The sequence below is a fragment of the Kribbella sp. NPDC049227 genome (assembly GCF_043197265.1).
Taxonomy (GTDB): domain Bacteria; phylum Actinomycetota; class Actinomycetes; order Propionibacteriales; family Kribbellaceae; genus Kribbella.
Window position 1 is genome coordinate 513572 of the sequence record NZ_JBICST010000005.1, and the last position, 15667, is coordinate 529238.

Annotated in this window: 21 protein-coding genes; 14 read left to right on the forward strand and 7 right to left on the reverse strand. The window is 68.4% G+C overall.

The genetic code is table 11. The annotated features are described in order from the left end of the window. Positions 1–45: 45 nt before the first annotated feature. Positions 46–717 (forward strand): FadR/GntR family transcriptional regulator, encoded by a 672-nt coding sequence (locus tag ACGFH6_RS24710; RefSeq protein ID WP_393388022.1) that lies wholly within the window; start codon positions 46–48, stop codon positions 715–717. Here the strand turns inward: ACGFH6_RS24710 and ACGFH6_RS24715 are convergent. The 4 genes from ACGFH6_RS24715 to ACGFH6_RS24730 are packed head-to-tail and all read right to left on the reverse strand — an operon-like array spanning position 698 to position 3187. Further along, the gene (locus ACGFH6_RS24715) at positions 698–1594 is read right to left on the reverse strand and encodes a pyridoxamine 5'-phosphate oxidase family protein (protein ID WP_393388026.1); all 897 of its coding nucleotides are present in this window, start codon (positions 1592–1594) and stop codon (positions 698–700) included. The genes ACGFH6_RS24710 and ACGFH6_RS24715 overlap by 20 nt on opposite strands. Further along, the gene (locus tag ACGFH6_RS24720; protein ID WP_393388029.1) at positions 1591–2193 is read right to left on the reverse strand and encodes a CGNR zinc finger domain-containing protein; all 603 of its coding nucleotides are present in this window, start codon (positions 2191–2193) and stop codon (positions 1591–1593) included. The genes ACGFH6_RS24715 and ACGFH6_RS24720 overlap by 4 nt, the downstream gene beginning before the upstream one ends. 44 nt (positions 2194–2237) lie before the next feature. Continuing rightward, positions 2238–2753, reverse strand: coding sequence for an RDD family protein (locus ACGFH6_RS24725; RefSeq protein WP_393388032.1), 516 nt, complete (start codon positions 2751–2753; stop codon positions 2238–2240). A gap of 29 nt (positions 2754–2782) precedes the next feature. Continuing rightward, complete coding sequence (locus tag ACGFH6_RS24730; RefSeq protein WP_393388035.1) at positions 2783–3187, reverse strand: hypothetical protein; 405 nt, start codon at positions 3185–3187, stop codon at positions 2783–2785. A 164-nt stretch (positions 3188–3351) separates the two neighbouring features. On the opposite strand from ACGFH6_RS24730, the gene ACGFH6_RS24735 reads away from it, so the two are divergent. The 6 genes from ACGFH6_RS24735 to ACGFH6_RS24760 all read left to right on the forward strand — a co-directional run bounded on the left by ACGFH6_RS24735 (position 3352) and on the right by ACGFH6_RS24760 (position 7321). After that, positions 3352–3735, forward strand: a complete 384-nt coding sequence (locus ACGFH6_RS24735) for a MarR family transcriptional regulator (protein WP_393388038.1) — start codon at positions 3352–3354, stop codon at positions 3733–3735. Continuing rightward, positions 3732–3983, forward strand: coding sequence for a TfoX/Sxy family DNA transformation protein (locus tag ACGFH6_RS24740; RefSeq protein ID WP_360452311.1), 252 nt, complete (start codon positions 3732–3734; stop codon positions 3981–3983). Before ACGFH6_RS24735 ends, ACGFH6_RS24740 begins: the two co-directional genes overlap by 4 nt. Positions 3984–4057: 74 nt before the next feature. Continuing rightward, positions 4058–5065 (forward strand): proline racemase family protein, encoded by a 1008-nt coding sequence (locus ACGFH6_RS24745; protein WP_393388042.1) that lies wholly within the window; start codon positions 4058–4060, stop codon positions 5063–5065. Next, positions 5062–5775, forward strand: coding sequence for a GntR family transcriptional regulator (locus ACGFH6_RS24750; RefSeq protein ID WP_393388044.1), 714 nt, complete (start codon positions 5062–5064; stop codon positions 5773–5775). Before ACGFH6_RS24745 ends, ACGFH6_RS24750 begins: the two co-directional genes overlap by 4 nt. Continuing rightward, positions 5772–6620: a pyrroline-5-carboxylate reductase gene (gene proC / locus ACGFH6_RS24755; RefSeq protein ID WP_393388047.1), complete on the forward strand. Its 849-nt coding sequence runs from the start codon at positions 5772–5774 to the stop codon at positions 6618–6620. Before ACGFH6_RS24750 ends, proC begins: the two co-directional genes overlap by 4 nt. 119 nt (positions 6621–6739) lie before the next feature. Continuing rightward, positions 6740–7321 (forward strand): NAD-dependent epimerase/dehydratase family protein, encoded by a 582-nt coding sequence (locus tag ACGFH6_RS24760; RefSeq protein ID WP_393388050.1) that lies wholly within the window; start codon positions 6740–6742, stop codon positions 7319–7321. Between the two features lie 3 nt (positions 7322–7324). Here ACGFH6_RS24760 and ACGFH6_RS24765 read toward each other — a convergent pair whose 3' ends face one another. Beyond that, complete coding sequence (locus ACGFH6_RS24765; RefSeq protein WP_393388053.1) at positions 7325–7822, reverse strand: winged helix-turn-helix transcriptional regulator; 498 nt, start codon at positions 7820–7822, stop codon at positions 7325–7327. Positions 7823–7848: 26 nt separating this feature from the next. Between ACGFH6_RS24765 and ACGFH6_RS24770 the strand changes: the two genes are divergently transcribed. The 5 genes from ACGFH6_RS24770 (at position 7849) to dhaK (ending at position 12450) form a co-directional block, all read left to right on the forward strand. Beyond that, the gene (locus ACGFH6_RS24770) at positions 7849–9081 is read left to right on the forward strand and encodes an MFS transporter (RefSeq protein WP_393388056.1); all 1233 of its coding nucleotides are present in this window, start codon (positions 7849–7851) and stop codon (positions 9079–9081) included. Between the two features lie 75 nt (positions 9082–9156). Beyond that, a complete protein-coding gene (locus ACGFH6_RS24775) occupies positions 9157–10014 on the forward strand; it encodes a class II fructose-bisphosphate aldolase (protein WP_393388059.1) in 858 nt (285 codons plus the stop codon). Continuing rightward, positions 10011–10817: an HAD-IA family hydrolase gene (locus ACGFH6_RS24780; RefSeq protein ID WP_393388061.1), complete on the forward strand. Its 807-nt coding sequence runs from the start codon at positions 10011–10013 to the stop codon at positions 10815–10817. The genes ACGFH6_RS24775 and ACGFH6_RS24780 overlap by 4 nt, the downstream gene beginning before the upstream one ends. Beyond that, on the forward strand, positions 10814–11458 hold the full coding sequence (gene dhaL / locus ACGFH6_RS24785) for a dihydroxyacetone kinase subunit DhaL (protein ID WP_393388064.1): 645 nt from the start codon (positions 10814–10816) through the stop codon (positions 11456–11458). Before ACGFH6_RS24780 ends, dhaL begins: the two co-directional genes overlap by 4 nt. Next, positions 11455–12450, forward strand: a complete 996-nt coding sequence (dhaK, locus tag ACGFH6_RS24790) for a dihydroxyacetone kinase subunit DhaK (protein ID WP_393388066.1) — start codon at positions 11455–11457, stop codon at positions 12448–12450. Before dhaL ends, dhaK begins: the two co-directional genes overlap by 4 nt. Positions 12451–12473: 23 nt before the next feature. On the opposite strand, the gene ACGFH6_RS24795 is transcribed toward dhaK, so the two are convergent. Then, positions 12474–13721, reverse strand: coding sequence for a GAF domain-containing protein (locus tag ACGFH6_RS24795; RefSeq protein ID WP_393388069.1), 1248 nt, complete (start codon positions 13719–13721; stop codon positions 12474–12476). A gap of 44 nt (positions 13722–13765) precedes the next feature. Beyond that, a complete protein-coding gene (locus ACGFH6_RS24800) occupies positions 13766–14365 on the reverse strand; it encodes a hypothetical protein (protein ID WP_393388071.1) in 600 nt (199 codons plus the stop codon). 239 nt (positions 14366–14604) lie between these two features. Between ACGFH6_RS24800 and ACGFH6_RS24805 the strand changes: the two genes are divergently transcribed. Together ACGFH6_RS24805 and ACGFH6_RS24810 are read left to right on the forward strand one after the other, a co-directional pair. After that, positions 14605–15198, forward strand: a complete 594-nt coding sequence (locus ACGFH6_RS24805) for an RNA polymerase sigma factor (RefSeq protein WP_393388074.1) — start codon at positions 14605–14607, stop codon at positions 15196–15198. A 1-nt stretch (position 15199) separates the two neighbouring features. Further along, entirely contained in the window at positions 15200–15667 is a 468-nt protein-coding gene (locus tag ACGFH6_RS24810; protein WP_393388077.1) for a hypothetical protein, read from the forward strand.

The following is a 15667-nucleotide window of genomic DNA, read 5'->3' on the forward strand; positions in this document are numbered from 1 at the left end:
CCTACATTTACACTGTAACCTGGGCGGAGAACGGAGGTTGTCGCGGTGTCACTGAGTGGACCGGTGCGTCAGGTGCCGCTGGTGCTGCAGGTCTCGGAGCAGTTCCGGGGGCTGATCGAGTCCGGCACGTGGCCGGTGGGGGGCAGGATTCCCGGCGAGAACCGGCTCGCCGTCGAGCTCGGAGTCAGCCGGGGGACCGTGCGCGAGGCGTTGCGGTCGCTGAGCCTGACCGGTCTGTTGGAGCCGCGGGTCGGCGACGGCACGTACGTGCGCGCGACCAATGAGATCAGCGGTGTTCTCGTCCGCGACGAGTTGTCGGCGTCGCTGACGCACGTCCTCGATGCACGGGCCGGCATCGAGGCCGCGGCCGCGCGGCTGGCTGCCCAGTTGCCCGATGGAGACGCCGGGCTGGACGCGGCACTCGAGGCGCGCAGCGCTGCGCATGAAGCCGGCGACCTGGCCGGCTACGTTGCCGCGGACGCGGGCTTTCATCGAGGTGTGGTGGAGGCCAGCGGCAACCCGCTGTTGCTCCGTCTGTACGACGCTCTTGCCGAAGTGCTGACCGACTCGATCCACCAGACCGCCACGATCCCCGAGGACACCAAGGTCCGCGATGCCCACTTCGAGTTGCTGGCGGCGATCCGCGACGGCGATCCGGAGGCCGCGGCCAAGACGTCGTACGCGCTGATCGAATCGGTCAAGCAGTCTGCTGGGTGATGGCGGACGGCCACAGCGCACCGGCGGCCGCGTGGAAACGGACCGAGCGACCAGTGGCGAAGTCGTTGCCCGTGGCATCGTTAGATGCCCACTCTAGAGTTGCTCTCCCGGTGAGCTGGAGTACGTCGCCGCTCCCGAAGTCGATGAACAGCAGCGCAGCCGTGGGATCGACGGCGAGGTTCCCCATGCTGTTGAACATGTTGTTACCCGCGTAGTCGGGCCAGATCACGTCGGCGCCCTCAACCTGCACGAATCCGGGGGAGCCGCCCTTGTGAGAGGCATCCGCTCCACGGGTCGGGTGTTCCGTCCCCAGGAAGAACGTGTCCACGGTCGTGATGATCCGGCGCGCTTCGTCCGTCAGTTCGCCGCGCGCTGTCAGCGCTGAGCGCTCCAGGCTGACCGGCCGCGCCGGCCCGCGCGTGATCTGTCGTGGCTGGATGTACGACGGGCAGTTGCCGAACGCCTCGTGGACATCCAGGGTCAGACCGTTCTCGGCCACGTCGGTGATCCAGCCGTTGACTCTGACTCGCCGCCGACGCTCGAGGTCGATCGCCAGTACGCCGCCTGACTGGTCTGGCGCGAGATTGTGCAATGCGTCCGCCGGTGCGGGCTTGGTCTTCACCAGCAGGAGTTGGCCATGACCCGCGAGGAACCCTGGCTGGGCGACCAACGGGGAAGCCCACAGCCGGTGCTGCTCGTCGCGCGCGACGAGAACCGCGAAGGACTGCAACGCCAGGATCGCGGCCCGGCCGCCTGTCAGCGACACCGGTGCGAGCATGCCTTCCAGACGCGATGCCGCCTCTCGCAGTCCGGCTCGCGCCTGCACAGCCAACTCGCCCTCATGGAATCCGGTGATCTGCTTCGGTGCGGCGGTCATCGTGCGTCTCCGGATCCCCGGTGGGTCTTGTGGTAGTGCCGTGCGGCGCGGGCGCGGTTCCCGCAGCCGGCGCTCGAGCACCAGATCCGTCGCTTGTTCTCCGCCAGGAACAGCATCGAGCACGACGAAGACGCGCATCGCCGCAGCGTTGCCAGGCGATCGGCGTCCGACAGCAGATCGATCGCCTCGCGGGCGAGCGCGGCGAGGATCGCGTTCCCGCCGAGCTCGGTGTGCCACCGCGTCTCCGCCACCGGTCCGTCGGGCCCCTGCTTGAGTTGTCGGCTCGTCGGGACGGCGGCGGCGTACGCGTTGACGTCGGCTACTGAGGTCGCTTGCGGGTCTCTGCCTTCCAGATGCGCGTCGAAGAGGTCGCGGATCGCGGACCGAAGGCGCAGTACCGCCGCCTCGGGTGGGCGGGGGCCGGCCGGGAGCCGCTCCGATTGCAGCTCCCACCAGGCGTCGGGCCGCTCCGACAGCAGGTCGCGTGGTGGGTCGACGACCAGGATCGCCGTATCCACGAGATCGAGCGCCGCGAGCGGCTCCCCACCCATCGGGAACCCGGCATCCTGCATCGCATCGATCGTCGGCATAACGGACATGCTGGCAGTCTAAGCATTAGGTCTGCGAATCACAAGCGGTCAACCTAACGAGTAGAGAGATCAGTAGACATTAGGACCACCCGAGTGCCGGCGATCGCGTCGTACGGCGATACGCGGGCGAACAAGCCTGCGATCCAGACCAGGACGACGGCGTACAGCACGATGCTCACGACGATCAGCCAACCGCCGGGGTCGGCTTCGGTGGCGAACCCATAGGCGACTGTGTGCCCGAGCTCCCACGGCAATGTCACCTTCAGGCCGTTCCGGGCCAGTGCCCGCCCGAACGACACCCGCCGGCCAGTCTCAGTCGACACCACCATCAGCCCGCGCAGTCGCTTGCCGGGTGTAGCCCCACGCGCCGACTCCCGCCAGGCCAGCCACAGCGTGGCGGGCAGAACCAGCAGCAGGAACGACCCTAGGTTGAGCGCCCAGACCGGCAGGTCGAGCCCGCGCACCACCAGCCCGATCGGAACCAGCACTACGGCCAGCACCAGGACGCACAGCCAGTCGATCAGCCACGCCGTGATTCGCAACCACGCCAGCCGCCACCTCGTCACCATGGCGCCAGCCGCCGTCGGTCGCCGCGGCGTCACTGGTCCTCTGGTTTGCGGCGGGAGCGCAGGACTTGGGCGAAGGTGAGGATGCCGGTCGCGAAGGTGACCAGGATGAGGAGGGCCAGCCGGTCGGTGCGGGCTTGCTGACAGTCGGCGAGGATCGTCTGCCGCGCGTCGACTTCCCTCTTCTGCTGAAGCTGCGGGGGATCGTCCGACGCACGGACCTTGTTCATGTACGCCGAGAGCACGTCCGACTCGGCCTCACTGAGCGGCTCGTCCAGGTCCTGCGTCTCGGAGCTGAGCCGGCCCAGCGCCGGGCACTTGACGGACACCGGGTCGCCATCGAACCCGTCGTACTTCACATCGGCGGAGTTGAAGAACAAGAACAGCATCCACACAGCACCGAGCAAGGCGAGCAGCCCAGCCCACTTGCCCTTCATCCCACGCATCCCTTCCGTCGCGAACCCACCACATCCTGCCCGCCGAAGGGTCGACCGTCCGGCCTGTCGCCGGAGGTCTTGCGCAGATATTATGTAGTGCATAATATCTGAACGTGGTCTCAGCGGACGCTGTGCGGGTTATTCGGGCTTGGTATCGGTTGCAGTTGGCTTTGGGGGCGTTCGGGCGGGATGTGCGGCGGGAGTACGGGCTGACGGGCGAGCAGTTGGCGATGCTGCGGATCGTTGGTGAGCAGGAGAGTTGGCGGATGGAGGAGTTGCGGGGGCGGCTGGTGATGCATCCGGCGACTCTGGGGCAGGCGGTGGATCGGCTGGCGGGGCGCGGGTTGGTGCTGGTGGAGCCGGATCCGTCGGATGGGCGTCGCCGGAACGTCGCGGCGACTGACGCAGGGCGCGAGTTGCTGGCCGGCATCCCGTTGGCAGGACCGGTGCGGCTGCGGGCGGTTGACGCTGACCCGGATCGCCTGGCCCGGTTGGCGGATGCGTTCGACGACGCCGTCGAGTTGTTCGGATTGGAGAAATGGGCATGAGCGACCTGACCTCGGCGCCGAACATCGGCCCCGTCCTGGCCGGAGAACTGCAAGCACTCGGACTCGAGACCGTCGATCAACTGAGCGAACTCGGCTCGCTCGAGGTCGGCCGCCGGCTGGAGGCCCGCGGCTTCCATGACTGCACCCACGCGGTCCTTGCGGTCGAGGGAGCGATCCGCGGAGTCCGCTGGACGACCATCCCCGCCGACGAACGTCGCGCCCTCGCCGACAACTGGAAGTCCCGCTGACCGAGCCACCCGATCAGTAAAATATTACATGCTACTGTGCTGTGGCACATGCCACCGGGTGGTTGGGAGCTGGGATGCGAGTCAGCGTGACCGATTACCACACGGCCGGCGAGCCGTTCCGGATCGTGACTGGCGGCCTTCCCGACGTGCCGGGACCGACGATTCTGGAACGGCGCGCGTACGCGCAGACGTCGCCTGAGGTCGACGCGGTGCGGCAACTTCTGGTGAACGAGCCGCGGGGCCATGCCGACATGTACGGCGGATTCCTGGTGCCGCCCGATGACGCCGGTGCCGACCTCGGCGTCCTGTTCTGGCACAAGGACGGCTACTCGACGGCGTGCGGTCACGGCACCATCGCGCTCGGCGCCTGGGCCGTCCGGACCGGGCGGATCCCCGCCGCGCCGGACGGCGACACCGAGGTGGTGATCGACGTACCCTCGGGCCGCGTCCTGGCCCGCGTGAGCTGTGTGGGCGGTGAGGTCGAGCAGGTCTCGTTCCGCAACATCCCGGCGTACGTCGTTGCCCGGGGCATCGAAGTCACGATCGGCCGCGGCAAGGTTCGGGCGGACATCAGCTACGGCGGCGCCCTCTACGCATCCGTCGACGCGTCCGCGGTCGGCCTCGAGGTGACGCCGAAGCACAGCACCGACCTGATCTCAGTCGGGCGCGAGATCAAGTGGGCGCTGAACGACACGCAGTGGGCGCGGCACCCGACCGACAGCCGCCTCGACGGCATCTACGGCACGATCCTGTACGACGACCTCGGCGGGACCGACGACGGTCCGCACCAGCGCAACGTCACGATCTTCGCGGACGGTGAACTGGATCGCTCACCCTGTGGTTCCGGCACTTCCGCACGCATCGCGCTCCTCGCCGATGACGGCCGGCTGCCGATCGGCCGCACCCTCAAGCACGACTCGATCGTGGGTACGACGTTCGTCGGCCGGGTTGTCGAGCACGTCGAGGCCGACGGCCATCAGGCCGTCATCACCGAAGTGACCGGCGCCGCGTACGAGACCGGCCAGGCCACGTTCACGCTGGATCCGCGCGATCCGCTCGGCACGGGGTTCGTGCTGCGATGACTCTCCAAGGCCAGGTCATGGCGGACCAGATCGGCATCCCACACCTGGGCGGCGGCCCGAACCTCCGCCAGCAGATCGGCGACGTACTGCGTGCCTCGGTGATCGCCGGGCGGATGCGGAAAGGCGTCGTGTACTCCGCCCCGGCGCTCGCCCAGCAGTTCGGGGTCTCACCGACACCGGTCCGCGAGGCGATGCTCGACCTCGCCGCCGAAGGACTCGTCGAAGCCGTTCGAAACAAGGGATTCCGGGTCGTCGAGCTCTCCGACAAGCAACTCGACGACATCACCGCGGTCCGGGTGCTGCTGGAGGTTCCGACCGTCGCCGGCCTGGCGACGAACCTCACCGACGAGACGCGGCGCAAGCTCGAGGCGCTCTATCCCGCAGCGCGGCAACTCGTCGAACTGACCAGGCGGCGGGACCTGGTCGGCTTCGTCGGCCTCGACCGGCAGTTCCATCTGTCGCTGCTCGATCTCACGGCGAATCAGACACTGGTGGAGATCGTCGGCAACCTGCGGGCCCGCAGCCGGCTCACCGGGATGGCGGACATCGATCACGACCTCTTGATCGCCTCGGCGGAGGAACACGTCGAGATCCTTGATCGCCTGCTTGCCGGGGACGAGGCCGGAGTGACGACGGTGATGAGCAGGCACATCAAGCATGTCCGCGGAGCGTGGGCCGGTCGTCCGGACCGCGAGCAGGAGAAGGGATGACGAGCCAGATGACGGCAGGACGTCAGGACAGTCTCGCGATCGTTGGTGGCGGCAACATTTGTGCGGCGCTGCTGTCCGGGTTGCTCGAGGGGGACGTCGTACTGCACGATCCTGCGCGGATCGCGGTGGTCGAGCAGTTGCCGGACCGGGCGGCGTACCTGAGGGATCGGTTCGGTATCTCCACGCCTGCCCTGGCGGAGGCGGTGCGGGGAGCCGGCGCTGTGCTGCTGATGGTCAAGCCGTACCACGTCGAGGCGCTGTTGCCGCAGTTGATCGAACACGTCACGGCCGAGCAGCTGGTGATCTCCGTGGTCGGCGGGATCAGTACGGCGCAGGTCGAACGCGGGCTGGTGCCGAAGACGCCGGTGGTACGGGCGATGCCGAACACGGCGGCATCGGTGGGGGAAGGGATGACGGCGATCTGCGCAGGATCGTGCGCCAGTGAAGTGCATCTGGAACGCGCGGGTGCGCTACTGCGATCGGTGGGCAAGGTGGTGGAGGTTCCGGAGTCGCAGATGAACGCGATCACGGCGTTCTCCGGCAGCGGTCCGGCGTTCTTCTTCTACTTCGCGGAGGCCCTGATCGACTCCGGAGTGCTGCTCGGACTGAGCCGGGAGCTGTCGGAGGAGATGGTGATCCAGACCGCTGTCGGTGCGGCCGTGATGCTGCGCGACTCAGGCATGGACCCGGTTCGCCTCCGCGCCGCTGTGAGTAGTCCGGGCGGCACCACCATCACCGCCATCCGCGAACTCGAGAAGGCAGGAGTCCGCGGCGCCGTCATGACCGCCACCGAGGCCGGCCGCGACCGCACCATCGAGATCGGCGAGCAGGCCGGCACCCACTGAACGACAGCGTCAGCTCTGTCACATCCCCTCTGACTTGACGATTCGATAGTCAGCTTCTAAGGTCAAGAACAGATTCTGGATATAAAGCATCCAGAACAATCACGGATGGGAGCTGAGCGATGAGGACCTTTCTTGCCGGCGCGTCGGGTGTGATCGGGCGGGCGCTGATTCCGCGGCTGGTGGCTGACGGACATGTGGTCGGTGGGATGACGCGATCGGTCGCGAAGACGGAACTGGTGAAGGGACTCGGGGCCGAGCCGATCCTGTGCGACGTGTTCGATCGCGACGCGCTGATCCAGGCGGTGGCCGACTTCAAGCCGGACGTGATCCTGAACGAGCTGACCGACCTGCCGGACGATGTGACGCGGATCGGCGCGCATGCGGAGCTGAACGCCAGGATCCGGACCGAGGGCAACCAGAACCTGATCGAGGCCGCGCGGCGGGCCGGGTCGCCGAAGATCCTGGCCCAGACCGTCGCCTGGCAGCTGCCCGACGGCCCCGATGCCCTGGCGGTCGCGGAGCTGGAGCGATCGGTCCTCGCCGAGGGTGGCGTCGTCCTGAGCTATGGACAGTTCTACGGGCCGGGCACGTACCACGAGAAGCAGGTGCCCGCGGAGCCGCGGGTCCACATCGACCGGGCCGCGGAGCGCACGGTGCAGGCACTGCGCGAGCCGAGCGGCGTCGTCGTCATCACCGACTGATCGTCAGCTGTCCTGTGGCCCGGCCCAGTCGCCGTTCGCGACGATCGCGAGGTCCTCGAGCTCGAGGTTCCTGCCGGACGCCGTCCGCGGGCCGATGATCACCGGCTCGCCGGTGCCTCGCTCGACCAGGCTCAGCGGCCCGCCTTCCTCGTCCTGCACGTACTTGTTGCCCCACTGCATGAGCGCGAAGACCGCAGGCAACAGGTCGCGGCCTTTGTCCGTCAGCAGGTACTCGGAGCGGGTCCGCTGGCCCGGCTCGCGATACGGCCGCCGGCTGAACAGGCCGATCTCGGTCAGGTCCTTGAGCCGGGCCGCCACGATCGCGTCGGTCAGCCGCGTACGCCGGGTGAAGTCGTCGAACCTCGTGGTGCCGTAGAAGGCCTCGCGCAGGATCACCATCGACGACCGGGTGCCGATCAGATCCATCGTCATCGCGATCGAGCAGTTCTCCAGTGTCCAGGTGCTCCGATCGGCCAGCACCCCTTCGAACGTGATCGCCATACCTCGTCCTTTACAAGGAGTTTCCGATGTCATCCTCTCACGTGGTGGCCGAGCGGCCTGTGGTCCGCCGGCGGCCGACCATCCCTGCCGGCCTCGCCATGGCAGGTGCGGCGATCACCTTCACCGCGCTGTATCTGGCGGCCGGGGCGCTGACCCCGTTGCTGGTGTTGTACAAGGAGCGGTGGGATTTCGCGCCGTCCCTGCTGGCGTTGGCGTTCGCGGTCTACGCGGTCGGCTTCCTCGCGGCCGTACTCACCGTTGGTTCGCTCTCCGACCACATCGGCCGGCGTCCGGTGCTGATCGGTGCCCTGGTCATCCAGATCGCCTCGAACCTCACCTTTCTCGCCGCTTCGAGTGTGGGCTGGGTGATCGCCGGCCGGATCATCCAAGGCGTCGCCAGTGGTGCGGCAACGGCCGCCTTCACCGCGGCGCTGGTGGAACTCGCGGCGCCGAACCGGAAACGGCTGGGCACGATCCTGGGCAGTGTCGGACTGACCGGAGGTCTTGGCTTCGGCTCCTTGCTGGCCGGTCTCGCGATCCAGCTCACGCCGGCGGCGAACTCGATCATCTTCGTCGTACTGACCGTCGTGACGATCCTCGGAACGATCCTGGTGGTCCTGTCGCCCGAGACCGTCACCCGGGTCCCTGGGGCGTTGCGTTCGCTGGTCCCACGCATCGCCTTCCCGCCGGCGACCCGCCGGGAGTTCGCCGCGGCCGCGCCCGTGGTCGCCGCGGTCTGGATGCTCGCGGGTCTGTCGGGCGGGCTCGCGCCGAGCATGGTGCGCAGCGTCTTCCACCTGAACAGTGGGCTTCTCAACGGCCTGGCCGGGTTCGTCGCGCCGGCCACCTCCGCTGTGGTCGGGCTGGCGTTCGCCCGCGTCGACTCGCGGCGGGCGATGACGTGGGGGATCTACGCATCGATCGCCGGGGCCATCGGCATCATCACCGGTGTCCTGGCCGGAAGCCTGGCCGTGATGATCATCGGGCAAGCGATCGCCGGTGTCGGCTTCGGCGCGGCGTTCACGGCCGCCCTCCAGCTGATCTTCCCGCTCGCGGCCCCACATCAGCGCGCCGGCGTCGTCGCCGCGATCTACCTGGTGTCCTACCTCGCGCTCGGCATTCCCGTGGTCGTCGCCGGCCAACTGTCAGGCCCCATCGGTGAAGTCCCCGCGGTCACGTCGTACACGGCCGTGACCGTTGTCCTCGCTTTCGCCAGTCTGATCGCCCAACTCCGCCTCAAGCGCCGTACCCGAGTCTAGGCGTGCAGCATTTCTGCAGCGTTCGGCGAGGCAGGCTGGCATCGAGCGGTGGCGTTGCCGCCGAGAGGAGGGATCATGCCCGTCGCGCCCCTGAAGGAACTCGTCGACGAGGCTCTGGCCAAGGGGTACGCCGTTCCCGCGATCAACGTGGTGGACGAGCTGAGCCTGCGTGCCGTCGTCGACGCTGCCGTGGAACTGCGCTCGCCGCTCATCGTCCAGACGTCGGTGAAGACCGTGAAATCGGTCGGCCGCGACGTCCTCAAGGCGATGTTCGACGCGACGGTCGCCCCGGTGCCCGTGCCGGTGTCGCTGCATCTCGACCACTGCCCGGACCGCGCGGTGATCAGCTCGTGCCTCGAGGCCGGCTGGAACTCCGTGCTGTTCGACGCGTCGGCACTCCCGGTCGAGGAGAACCAGCGCCAGACCGTCGAGGTCGTTGCCGAGGCCAGGACGTACGGCGCTCATGTCGAAGGCGAGATCGAGGGGATCACCGGTGTCGAGGACGGAGTGGGATCGGACACCGAGTCGGCGCGTCAGTCCCTCGAGATCGCCACGCGGTTCGTGGAGACGACCGGGGTCGACGTCTTCGCACCGGCGATCGGCAACGCCCACGGCATCTACCACTCTCTGCCGGACCTGGACTACCAGCGGATCACCGACCTCGTGGCGGCGACCGGGATCCCGATGGCGCTGCACGGTGGTTCGGGGCTGAGCCGTGAGCAGTTCCAGGACCTGATCGGCCGCGGCTGCTCGAAGGTCAACATCTCGACGGCTCTCAAGGTCGCCTACATGACGTCGTCGCTGGAGCACCTCGAGCAGGCGCGGGCCACGAACAAATGGGACCCGCCATCCCTGTTCGTCCACATCCACGCGGCCGTGAAGTCCATGGCCGCCGAGCACATCGAGATCTTCGGCAGCGGCGGCCGGGCATGACCGCGATCATCTTCGACTGCGACGGCGTCCTGGGTGACACCGAACGCGACGGGCACTTGCCGGCGTTCAACGCGACGTTCGAACAGTTCGGGCTGCCGGTGCGGTGGTCGGTCGAGCAGTACGGCCGGCTGCTGCGGATCGGCGGCGGCAAGGAGCGTCTGGCCACAGTGCTGGACGACCCCGAGGTGTGGCGCGCGGCCGGGTCGCCAGCGACGCCCGAGGAGCGCGCCGAGGTTGTGGCGAGATGGCACCGGGCCAAGACGAAGGCGTTCACCGACTTGGTCGCAGCCGGGGTCATCCCACCGCGTCCCGGCGTACGGCGGATCATCATGGACGCATTGGCGGCCGGGTGGACAGTTGCGGTGGCGTCGACGTCGGCCGAGCCGTCGGTTCGCGCCGTTCTTGCCGGAGCTGTCGGTGCCGAGGTGGCGGGGACGATCCCGGTGTTCGCGGGCGACGTCGTACCGCGGAAGAAGCCCGATCCGGCCGTCTACGAGCTGACCGTCAAGGAACTCGGGCTGGATCCGGCCGAAACCCTCGTCGTGGAGGACTCGCACAACGGACTGCTCGCCGCCTCCGGAGCCGGACTGGCCACGGTCGTGACCGTCAGCGGCTACACCCGCGACGAGGACTTCACCGGCGCCTCCCTCGTGGTCACCAGTCTGGGCGACCCGGGCGGCGAGCGGCTCGAGGTTCTCGCGGATCCCTGGGACATCGAACCGGTCGACGCGCTCAGCCTCACCGAGCTCTCCCGCCTGGCCGGCCGGCCACCGCACGACGAAACCCACGGAGGGCAGACATGACCGACAGCTGGAACGAGGTCGACCTCGTCATGACGACGATCATCGACACCTGCCTCGCCAACGAGAAGTACTTCGGCGACCTGGACTCGGTGGTCGGCGACGGGGACTTCGGGTACTCGCTGGCCCGCGGCTTCGAGAAGCTGCAGGCGCAGTACGCCGAGATGGACCGGACCGACATCGGCACCTTCCTGAAGAAGGTCGGGATGCTGGTGACGTCGCGGATCGGCGGGACGTCCGGCCCGATCTGGGGGACCGGGTTCCTGCGCGCCGGGATGACCGCCGGTACGGCGACCTCCCTGGACGGCGCGACCGTCGTGGCGATGCTGCGGTCGGCGGTCGCGGGCATCATGACGCGCGGCGGGGCCGAGCTGGGGGAGAAGACGCTGCTCGACGCGCTGGTCCCGATGACCGACGCCATCGAGGAGTCGCTCGCCGCGGGGGCGAGCAGTGACGAGATCGTCGACCGGGCCGCGGCGGCCGCCCGGTCAGCCGCCGACGCGACGGTGGACATGGTCGCGAAGCGCGGCCGCGCCGCCTACACCGGTGAGCGCAGCCGTGGATCGGTCGACGCCGGGGCCACCGCCGTCGCCGTACTTATGGAGCAGATCGCGAAGAACTGGAAGGGGAGGGAGTCCCGATGAAGAAGTTCGTCAACGATCCCAAGAACTACGTGCCGGAGATGCTGCAGGGCATCGCGCTGGCCAACCCCGAGACCCTGAAGTACGTCCCGGAGTACAACCTGATCATGCGGACCGACGCGCCGCGCGACGACAAGGTGTCGATCGTCCAGGGATCGGGGTCCGGGCACGAGCCGGCCCACGTGATGACGGTCGGCAAGGGCATGCTCGACGCCGCCTGCCCGGGGGACGTGTTCGCGGCGCCGCCGATGGAGTACGTGTACGAGACCACCAAGCTGCTCGCGTCGCAGAAGGGCGTGCTGCTGCTGGTGAACAACTACACCGGCGACCGGATGGCGTTCGACATGTCGCAGGAGATGAGTGCGGCGGATGGCCTGAATGTCCGCACGCTGATCATCGACGACGACGTCTCGGTCAAGGACTCGACGTACACGGTCGGCCGGCGCGGGGTGGCCGGCAACTTCTTCGTGATGAAAGCGGTCGGCGCGGCGTCCGAACAGGGCGCTGACCTGGACGAGCTGGTCCGGATCGGCGAGAAGGTCAACTCGGTCACCCGGACGATGGGGATGGCGCTCACGGCCTGTACGCCGCCGGCCAAGGGCTCCCCGCTCTTCGAGCTCGGCGACGACGAGATGGAGATGGGCGTCGGTATCCACGGCGAGCCGGGGCGCAGTCGCGAGAAGCTCGCGTCGGCCAACGAGATCATCGATCAGATGCTCGAGGCGGTCCGGTCCGACCTGCCGTACGAGTCCGGCGACAACGTCGCGCTGATGATCAACGGCCTCGGCGGAACCCCGATCAGCGAGCTGTACCTGCTCTACGGCCGCGCCCACCAGGTGCTCACCGACCGGGGCATCAACGTACGGCGCAACTACGTCGGGGAGTACTGCACGTCGCTCGACATGGCCGGTGCCTCGGTCACCCTGGTCAAGCTGGACGACGAGATCGACGGTCTGCTGTCCGCGCCGGCCGAGATCGCGATCCGCGTCTTCTGACCTTCGCCGGGGATCGGCGGTGGTCAGCCCTCGGTCCCCGCCGGGTTCAGGCCGTAGTCGGTACGGAGGCGCCGTACCTCGGACTGGGCCGCCGGCCACAGCGGAGAGGTCGGCGACAGCAAGGTCAGTTGGCGTTCCCACGCGGCCAGGTCGTTGACCCCGGCGTACGAACGAGTCCAGGCCACGACCAGGTCGACGTCCTGTGTCTGCAGTACGGCGGCCCGGATCCGGTTCTCGAGACGGTTGCGGGAGGCAACGACTCCGGGGGCGTCGGACTGCGGCAGCAACGGGCCGACGTACCGCCGCAGCGCAGACGACAGCAGGTGGGAATCGAGGTCGTTGGCGGTCTCGAGCCAGTCGGCGGCGATGTCCCGGCGCAGCCGGTAGGGACGGGACTCGACGATGTCGGCGCCGAGGAGGGCACGGAGCCGGGTGACCTCGCCTCGCAACGAGGACCGGTGATCCGCTGCGCCGTAGAGCGCGTCCGACAACTCCTCCGCGCTGAGGCCCTCCGGGTGCTCGGCCAGCAGAACGAGGATGTCGCTGTGGCGCCGGCTGAGCCGGAGGTCGCGGTCGTCCACGCGTACCTCGGCGTCGGGTCGGCCGAGGGCGGAGATGTGCACTCGATGGCCCGAGTCGCCGGTGATCCTGCGAAGGATCGTCAGCCGGCCGAGCTCGGCCTCGGCCATGCGGGCGGCGGCGCGTACCAGGGCCAGCGACTGGGGTGAGCTGGCGTCGGCGCCGCCCGTGACGTCCACGACGCCGAGCACTCGCTGCGTCTCCGGGTCGTAGATGGGCGCGGCGGCGCACGACCACGGTTGCACCAGGAGCGTGAAGTGTTCCGCCGACCGGATCTGGACCGGCCCGGCGACCTCCAGCGACGTACCGAGAGCGTTGGTGCCGACCTGTCGTTCGGCCCACCATGCGCCTTCGCTGAAGTGGATGCCGTCCGCGGCGCGGAGTACATCGGGACGCCCGCACACCCACAGCAGCCGTCCGTCACTGTCACCGATCGCCATCACGCTGTCACTGTCCTCAGCGGCCCGGCCCAGGACGTCGTACAGCATCGGGAAGACCGCGGCGAGTGGATGCTCGGCCCGGTACGCGGCCAACTCGTCGGCCCGGAACGCGAACGGTGCCGCCGTACCGGAATCCAGCCCTGCCGCGATGGATCGCCCCCAGGAGGCCGCGACCAGCCCCCGCACGTGCCGCTCCCCGCCCTCGAGGAACTCCTCGTGCCGCCGATGCAACCCCCGATCGACCCGCTCCACCCTCCAAGGGAACTGCGCCCACCCCGGAAAGTCCAGCACGCCCGTCAGGGGGCGGCGGACTGCAGGGAGAGGCTGAGGCCGTTGGTTTCCTGGTGGACGTAGACGTCGAGGCGGGTTCCTTCGTCGATCATCACGCTGCCGCGGCCGGTGGCCTCGATGACCTGTACGTCGCCGATGTCGTCGTACACCGTCATCGCGGCGTCGACCACGTAGCTGTAGTTTCCCGGCTTCGTTGCGGTGACTCGCTGGCTCACCACGGGCTGTGCGCTGGTGGCGTGCAGGGTGGCGACCCGGGTTCCTTCGAGGCTGATGACGATGACCTCTTCCAGCGCGCCTTCGGTGAGCTGGTCGGAGACCGTGAGATTGATCGGATCGGGCTGTTCAGGCGGCGTCGTCGTCCGGGCGGGCGGTGTGGTGGGCGGTGCGATGGGCGATGTGGCCGGCGGTACGTACGGCGCGGTCGTCACGATCGCGTCGGTCTTGGTGACGTCACCGTCCTGACCGGGAAGCCCGGTCTTCGCGAGGATCGGGATCAGGGCGGCGAGCAGCCCGATCAGGGCCGTCAGGGTCTGGCCGAAGGTGCCGAGGCGGGTCCACCAGCTCTCGTGGTGCGGTGGGCCGGGATTCCCGTGCGGTGTAGTCATTTCTCCTCCCTACGCAGTGCGTTCTGAGGTCAGAGAATCGGCCGGCGCGGTAAATACCTTTCGGTATCAGAATCCGGGTCCCGGGCTCTTGTCGGCATCAGGTCGATCGGAAGGAGGCAGAGATGGCGACAGGTGCTTTCACCACCCATTTACTCCCGGCGCGAGGCAGGAACCGCGAAAGGCGTGCGGGCTGTGGACTGCGTCGCCCACCTCGGCGAGAATGCCGTGGGGGGCGGGCGATGGACCAGCAACGGCATGCCGACAATCAGGCGCTCGTCGCTTTGGTGCGTTCCGCCGACCCGGTCGCCTGGCGGACGCTGACGGATCGCTACACCAATCTTCTGTGGCATATCGCCCGCGGAATGCGGCTGAGCCAGGACGACGCGGCGGACGCCATCCAGACCACCTGGCTCCGGCTGGTGGAGCGTGTCGACACGGTTCGGCAGCCCGACAGCATCGGAAGCTGGCTGGCCACCACGATGCGGCACGAATGCCTGGCGGCGATACGGCGCCGGTCCAAGGTGGTGGTGCTGGAGATCTTCGACGATCTGCCGGACCACGCCGATCCGTTCGACGACGCGCTGCTGCGCAGAGAGCAGGATGCCGCGTTGTGGCGGGCGTTCCGCTCGATGAAGCCACGCTGCCAGACATTGCTGCGGGTGTTGATGACCGATCCGCCGCCCAGCTACACCGAGGTGGCGTCGGCTCTGGACATGCCCGTCGGGAGCATCGGCCCGACCCGTAAGCGTTGTCTCGCGGCACTGCGCGAGATCATGGCGGCCGACCCGTATCCGTTCGAGTCCACGGCCGCGGAGCCTGGCGGTGATCTGTGAGATGAACGCCGACCATGATGACGACGCACTGCTGGCGTGGCTGAAGCGAGTCGCAGCAGAGGCCGATCCGATGCCGGGCGACATCACCGCCGCCGCGCACGAAGCGATCGGCCTGCACGACCTCGACGGGCAATTGGCCGAGCTGATCGCAGACTCCGCCGGGTCGACCCCGGAGTACGACGCGGTACGGCGTACGGAGACCGCAGACCGGCTGCTGTCGTTCGAAGGCGGAGGTGTCCGGGTCGAGCTGGAGATCGTGCCGGACGACGGTGAGCTGACTGTCATCGGGCAGGTCCTCGGTGCATCGCCGGAGGGCTGCGAGCTCGAGTACGGCGATGGCCGCCGCGAGCCCTTGCCACTGGATGACCTCGGACGTTTCCTGGTCGACCGGAGGCGCAGCGGACCGGTGCGGATCCGGTGCCGGTCGGTCGACGGCAGCCCGGTGATCACCTCCTGGGTCAACCTGTGA

What these genes read in the sequence shown, in the direction of transcription:
- ACGFH6_RS24715 (WP_393388026.1), bottom strand. Translation starts at nt 1,594, where the DNA reads ATGACCGCCGCACCGAAGCAGATCACCGGATTCCATGAGGGCGAGTTG.
- ACGFH6_RS24720 (WP_393388029.1), bottom strand. Translation starts at nt 2,193, where the DNA reads ATGTCCGTTATGCCGACGATCGATGCGATGCAGGATGCCGGGTTCCCG.
- ACGFH6_RS24725 (WP_393388032.1), bottom strand. Translation starts at nt 2,753, where the DNA reads ATGGTGACGAGGTGGCGGCTGGCGTGGTTGCGAATCACGGCGTGGCTG.
- ACGFH6_RS24730 (WP_393388035.1), bottom strand. Translation starts at nt 3,187, where the DNA reads ATGAAGGGCAAGTGGGCTGGGCTGCTCGCCTTGCTCGGTGCTGTGTGG.
- ACGFH6_RS24740 (WP_360452311.1), top strand. Translation starts at nt 3,732, where the DNA reads ATGAGCGACCTGACCTCGGCGCCGAACATCGGCCCCGTCCTGGCCGGA.
- ACGFH6_RS24745 (WP_393388042.1), top strand. Translation starts at nt 4,058, where the DNA reads ATGCGAGTCAGCGTGACCGATTACCACACGGCCGGCGAGCCGTTCCGG.
- ACGFH6_RS24750 (WP_393388044.1), top strand. Translation starts at nt 5,062, where the DNA reads ATGACTCTCCAAGGCCAGGTCATGGCGGACCAGATCGGCATCCCACAC.
- proC (WP_393388047.1), top strand. Translation starts at nt 5,772, where the DNA reads ATGACGAGCCAGATGACGGCAGGACGTCAGGACAGTCTCGCGATCGTT.
- ACGFH6_RS24760 (WP_393388050.1), top strand. Translation starts at nt 6,740, where the DNA reads ATGAGGACCTTTCTTGCCGGCGCGTCGGGTGTGATCGGGCGGGCGCTG.
- ACGFH6_RS24765 (WP_393388053.1), bottom strand. Translation starts at nt 7,822, where the DNA reads ATGGCGATCACGTTCGAAGGGGTGCTGGCCGATCGGAGCACCTGGACA.
- ACGFH6_RS24770 (WP_393388056.1), top strand. Translation starts at nt 7,849, where the DNA reads ATGTCATCCTCTCACGTGGTGGCCGAGCGGCCTGTGGTCCGCCGGCGG.
- ACGFH6_RS24775 (WP_393388059.1), top strand. Translation starts at nt 9,157, where the DNA reads ATGCCCGTCGCGCCCCTGAAGGAACTCGTCGACGAGGCTCTGGCCAAG.
- ACGFH6_RS24780 (WP_393388061.1), top strand. Translation starts at nt 10,011, where the DNA reads ATGACCGCGATCATCTTCGACTGCGACGGCGTCCTGGGTGACACCGAA.
- dhaL (WP_393388064.1), top strand. Translation starts at nt 10,814, where the DNA reads ATGACCGACAGCTGGAACGAGGTCGACCTCGTCATGACGACGATCATC.
- dhaK (WP_393388066.1), top strand. Translation starts at nt 11,455, where the DNA reads ATGAAGAAGTTCGTCAACGATCCCAAGAACTACGTGCCGGAGATGCTG.
- ACGFH6_RS24800 (WP_393388071.1), bottom strand. Translation starts at nt 14,365, where the DNA reads ATGACTACACCGCACGGGAATCCCGGCCCACCGCACCACGAGAGCTGG.
- ACGFH6_RS24805 (WP_393388074.1), top strand. Translation starts at nt 14,605, where the DNA reads ATGGACCAGCAACGGCATGCCGACAATCAGGCGCTCGTCGCTTTGGTG.
- ACGFH6_RS24810 (WP_393388077.1), top strand. Translation starts at nt 15,200, where the DNA reads ATGAACGCCGACCATGATGACGACGCACTGCTGGCGTGGCTGAAGCGA.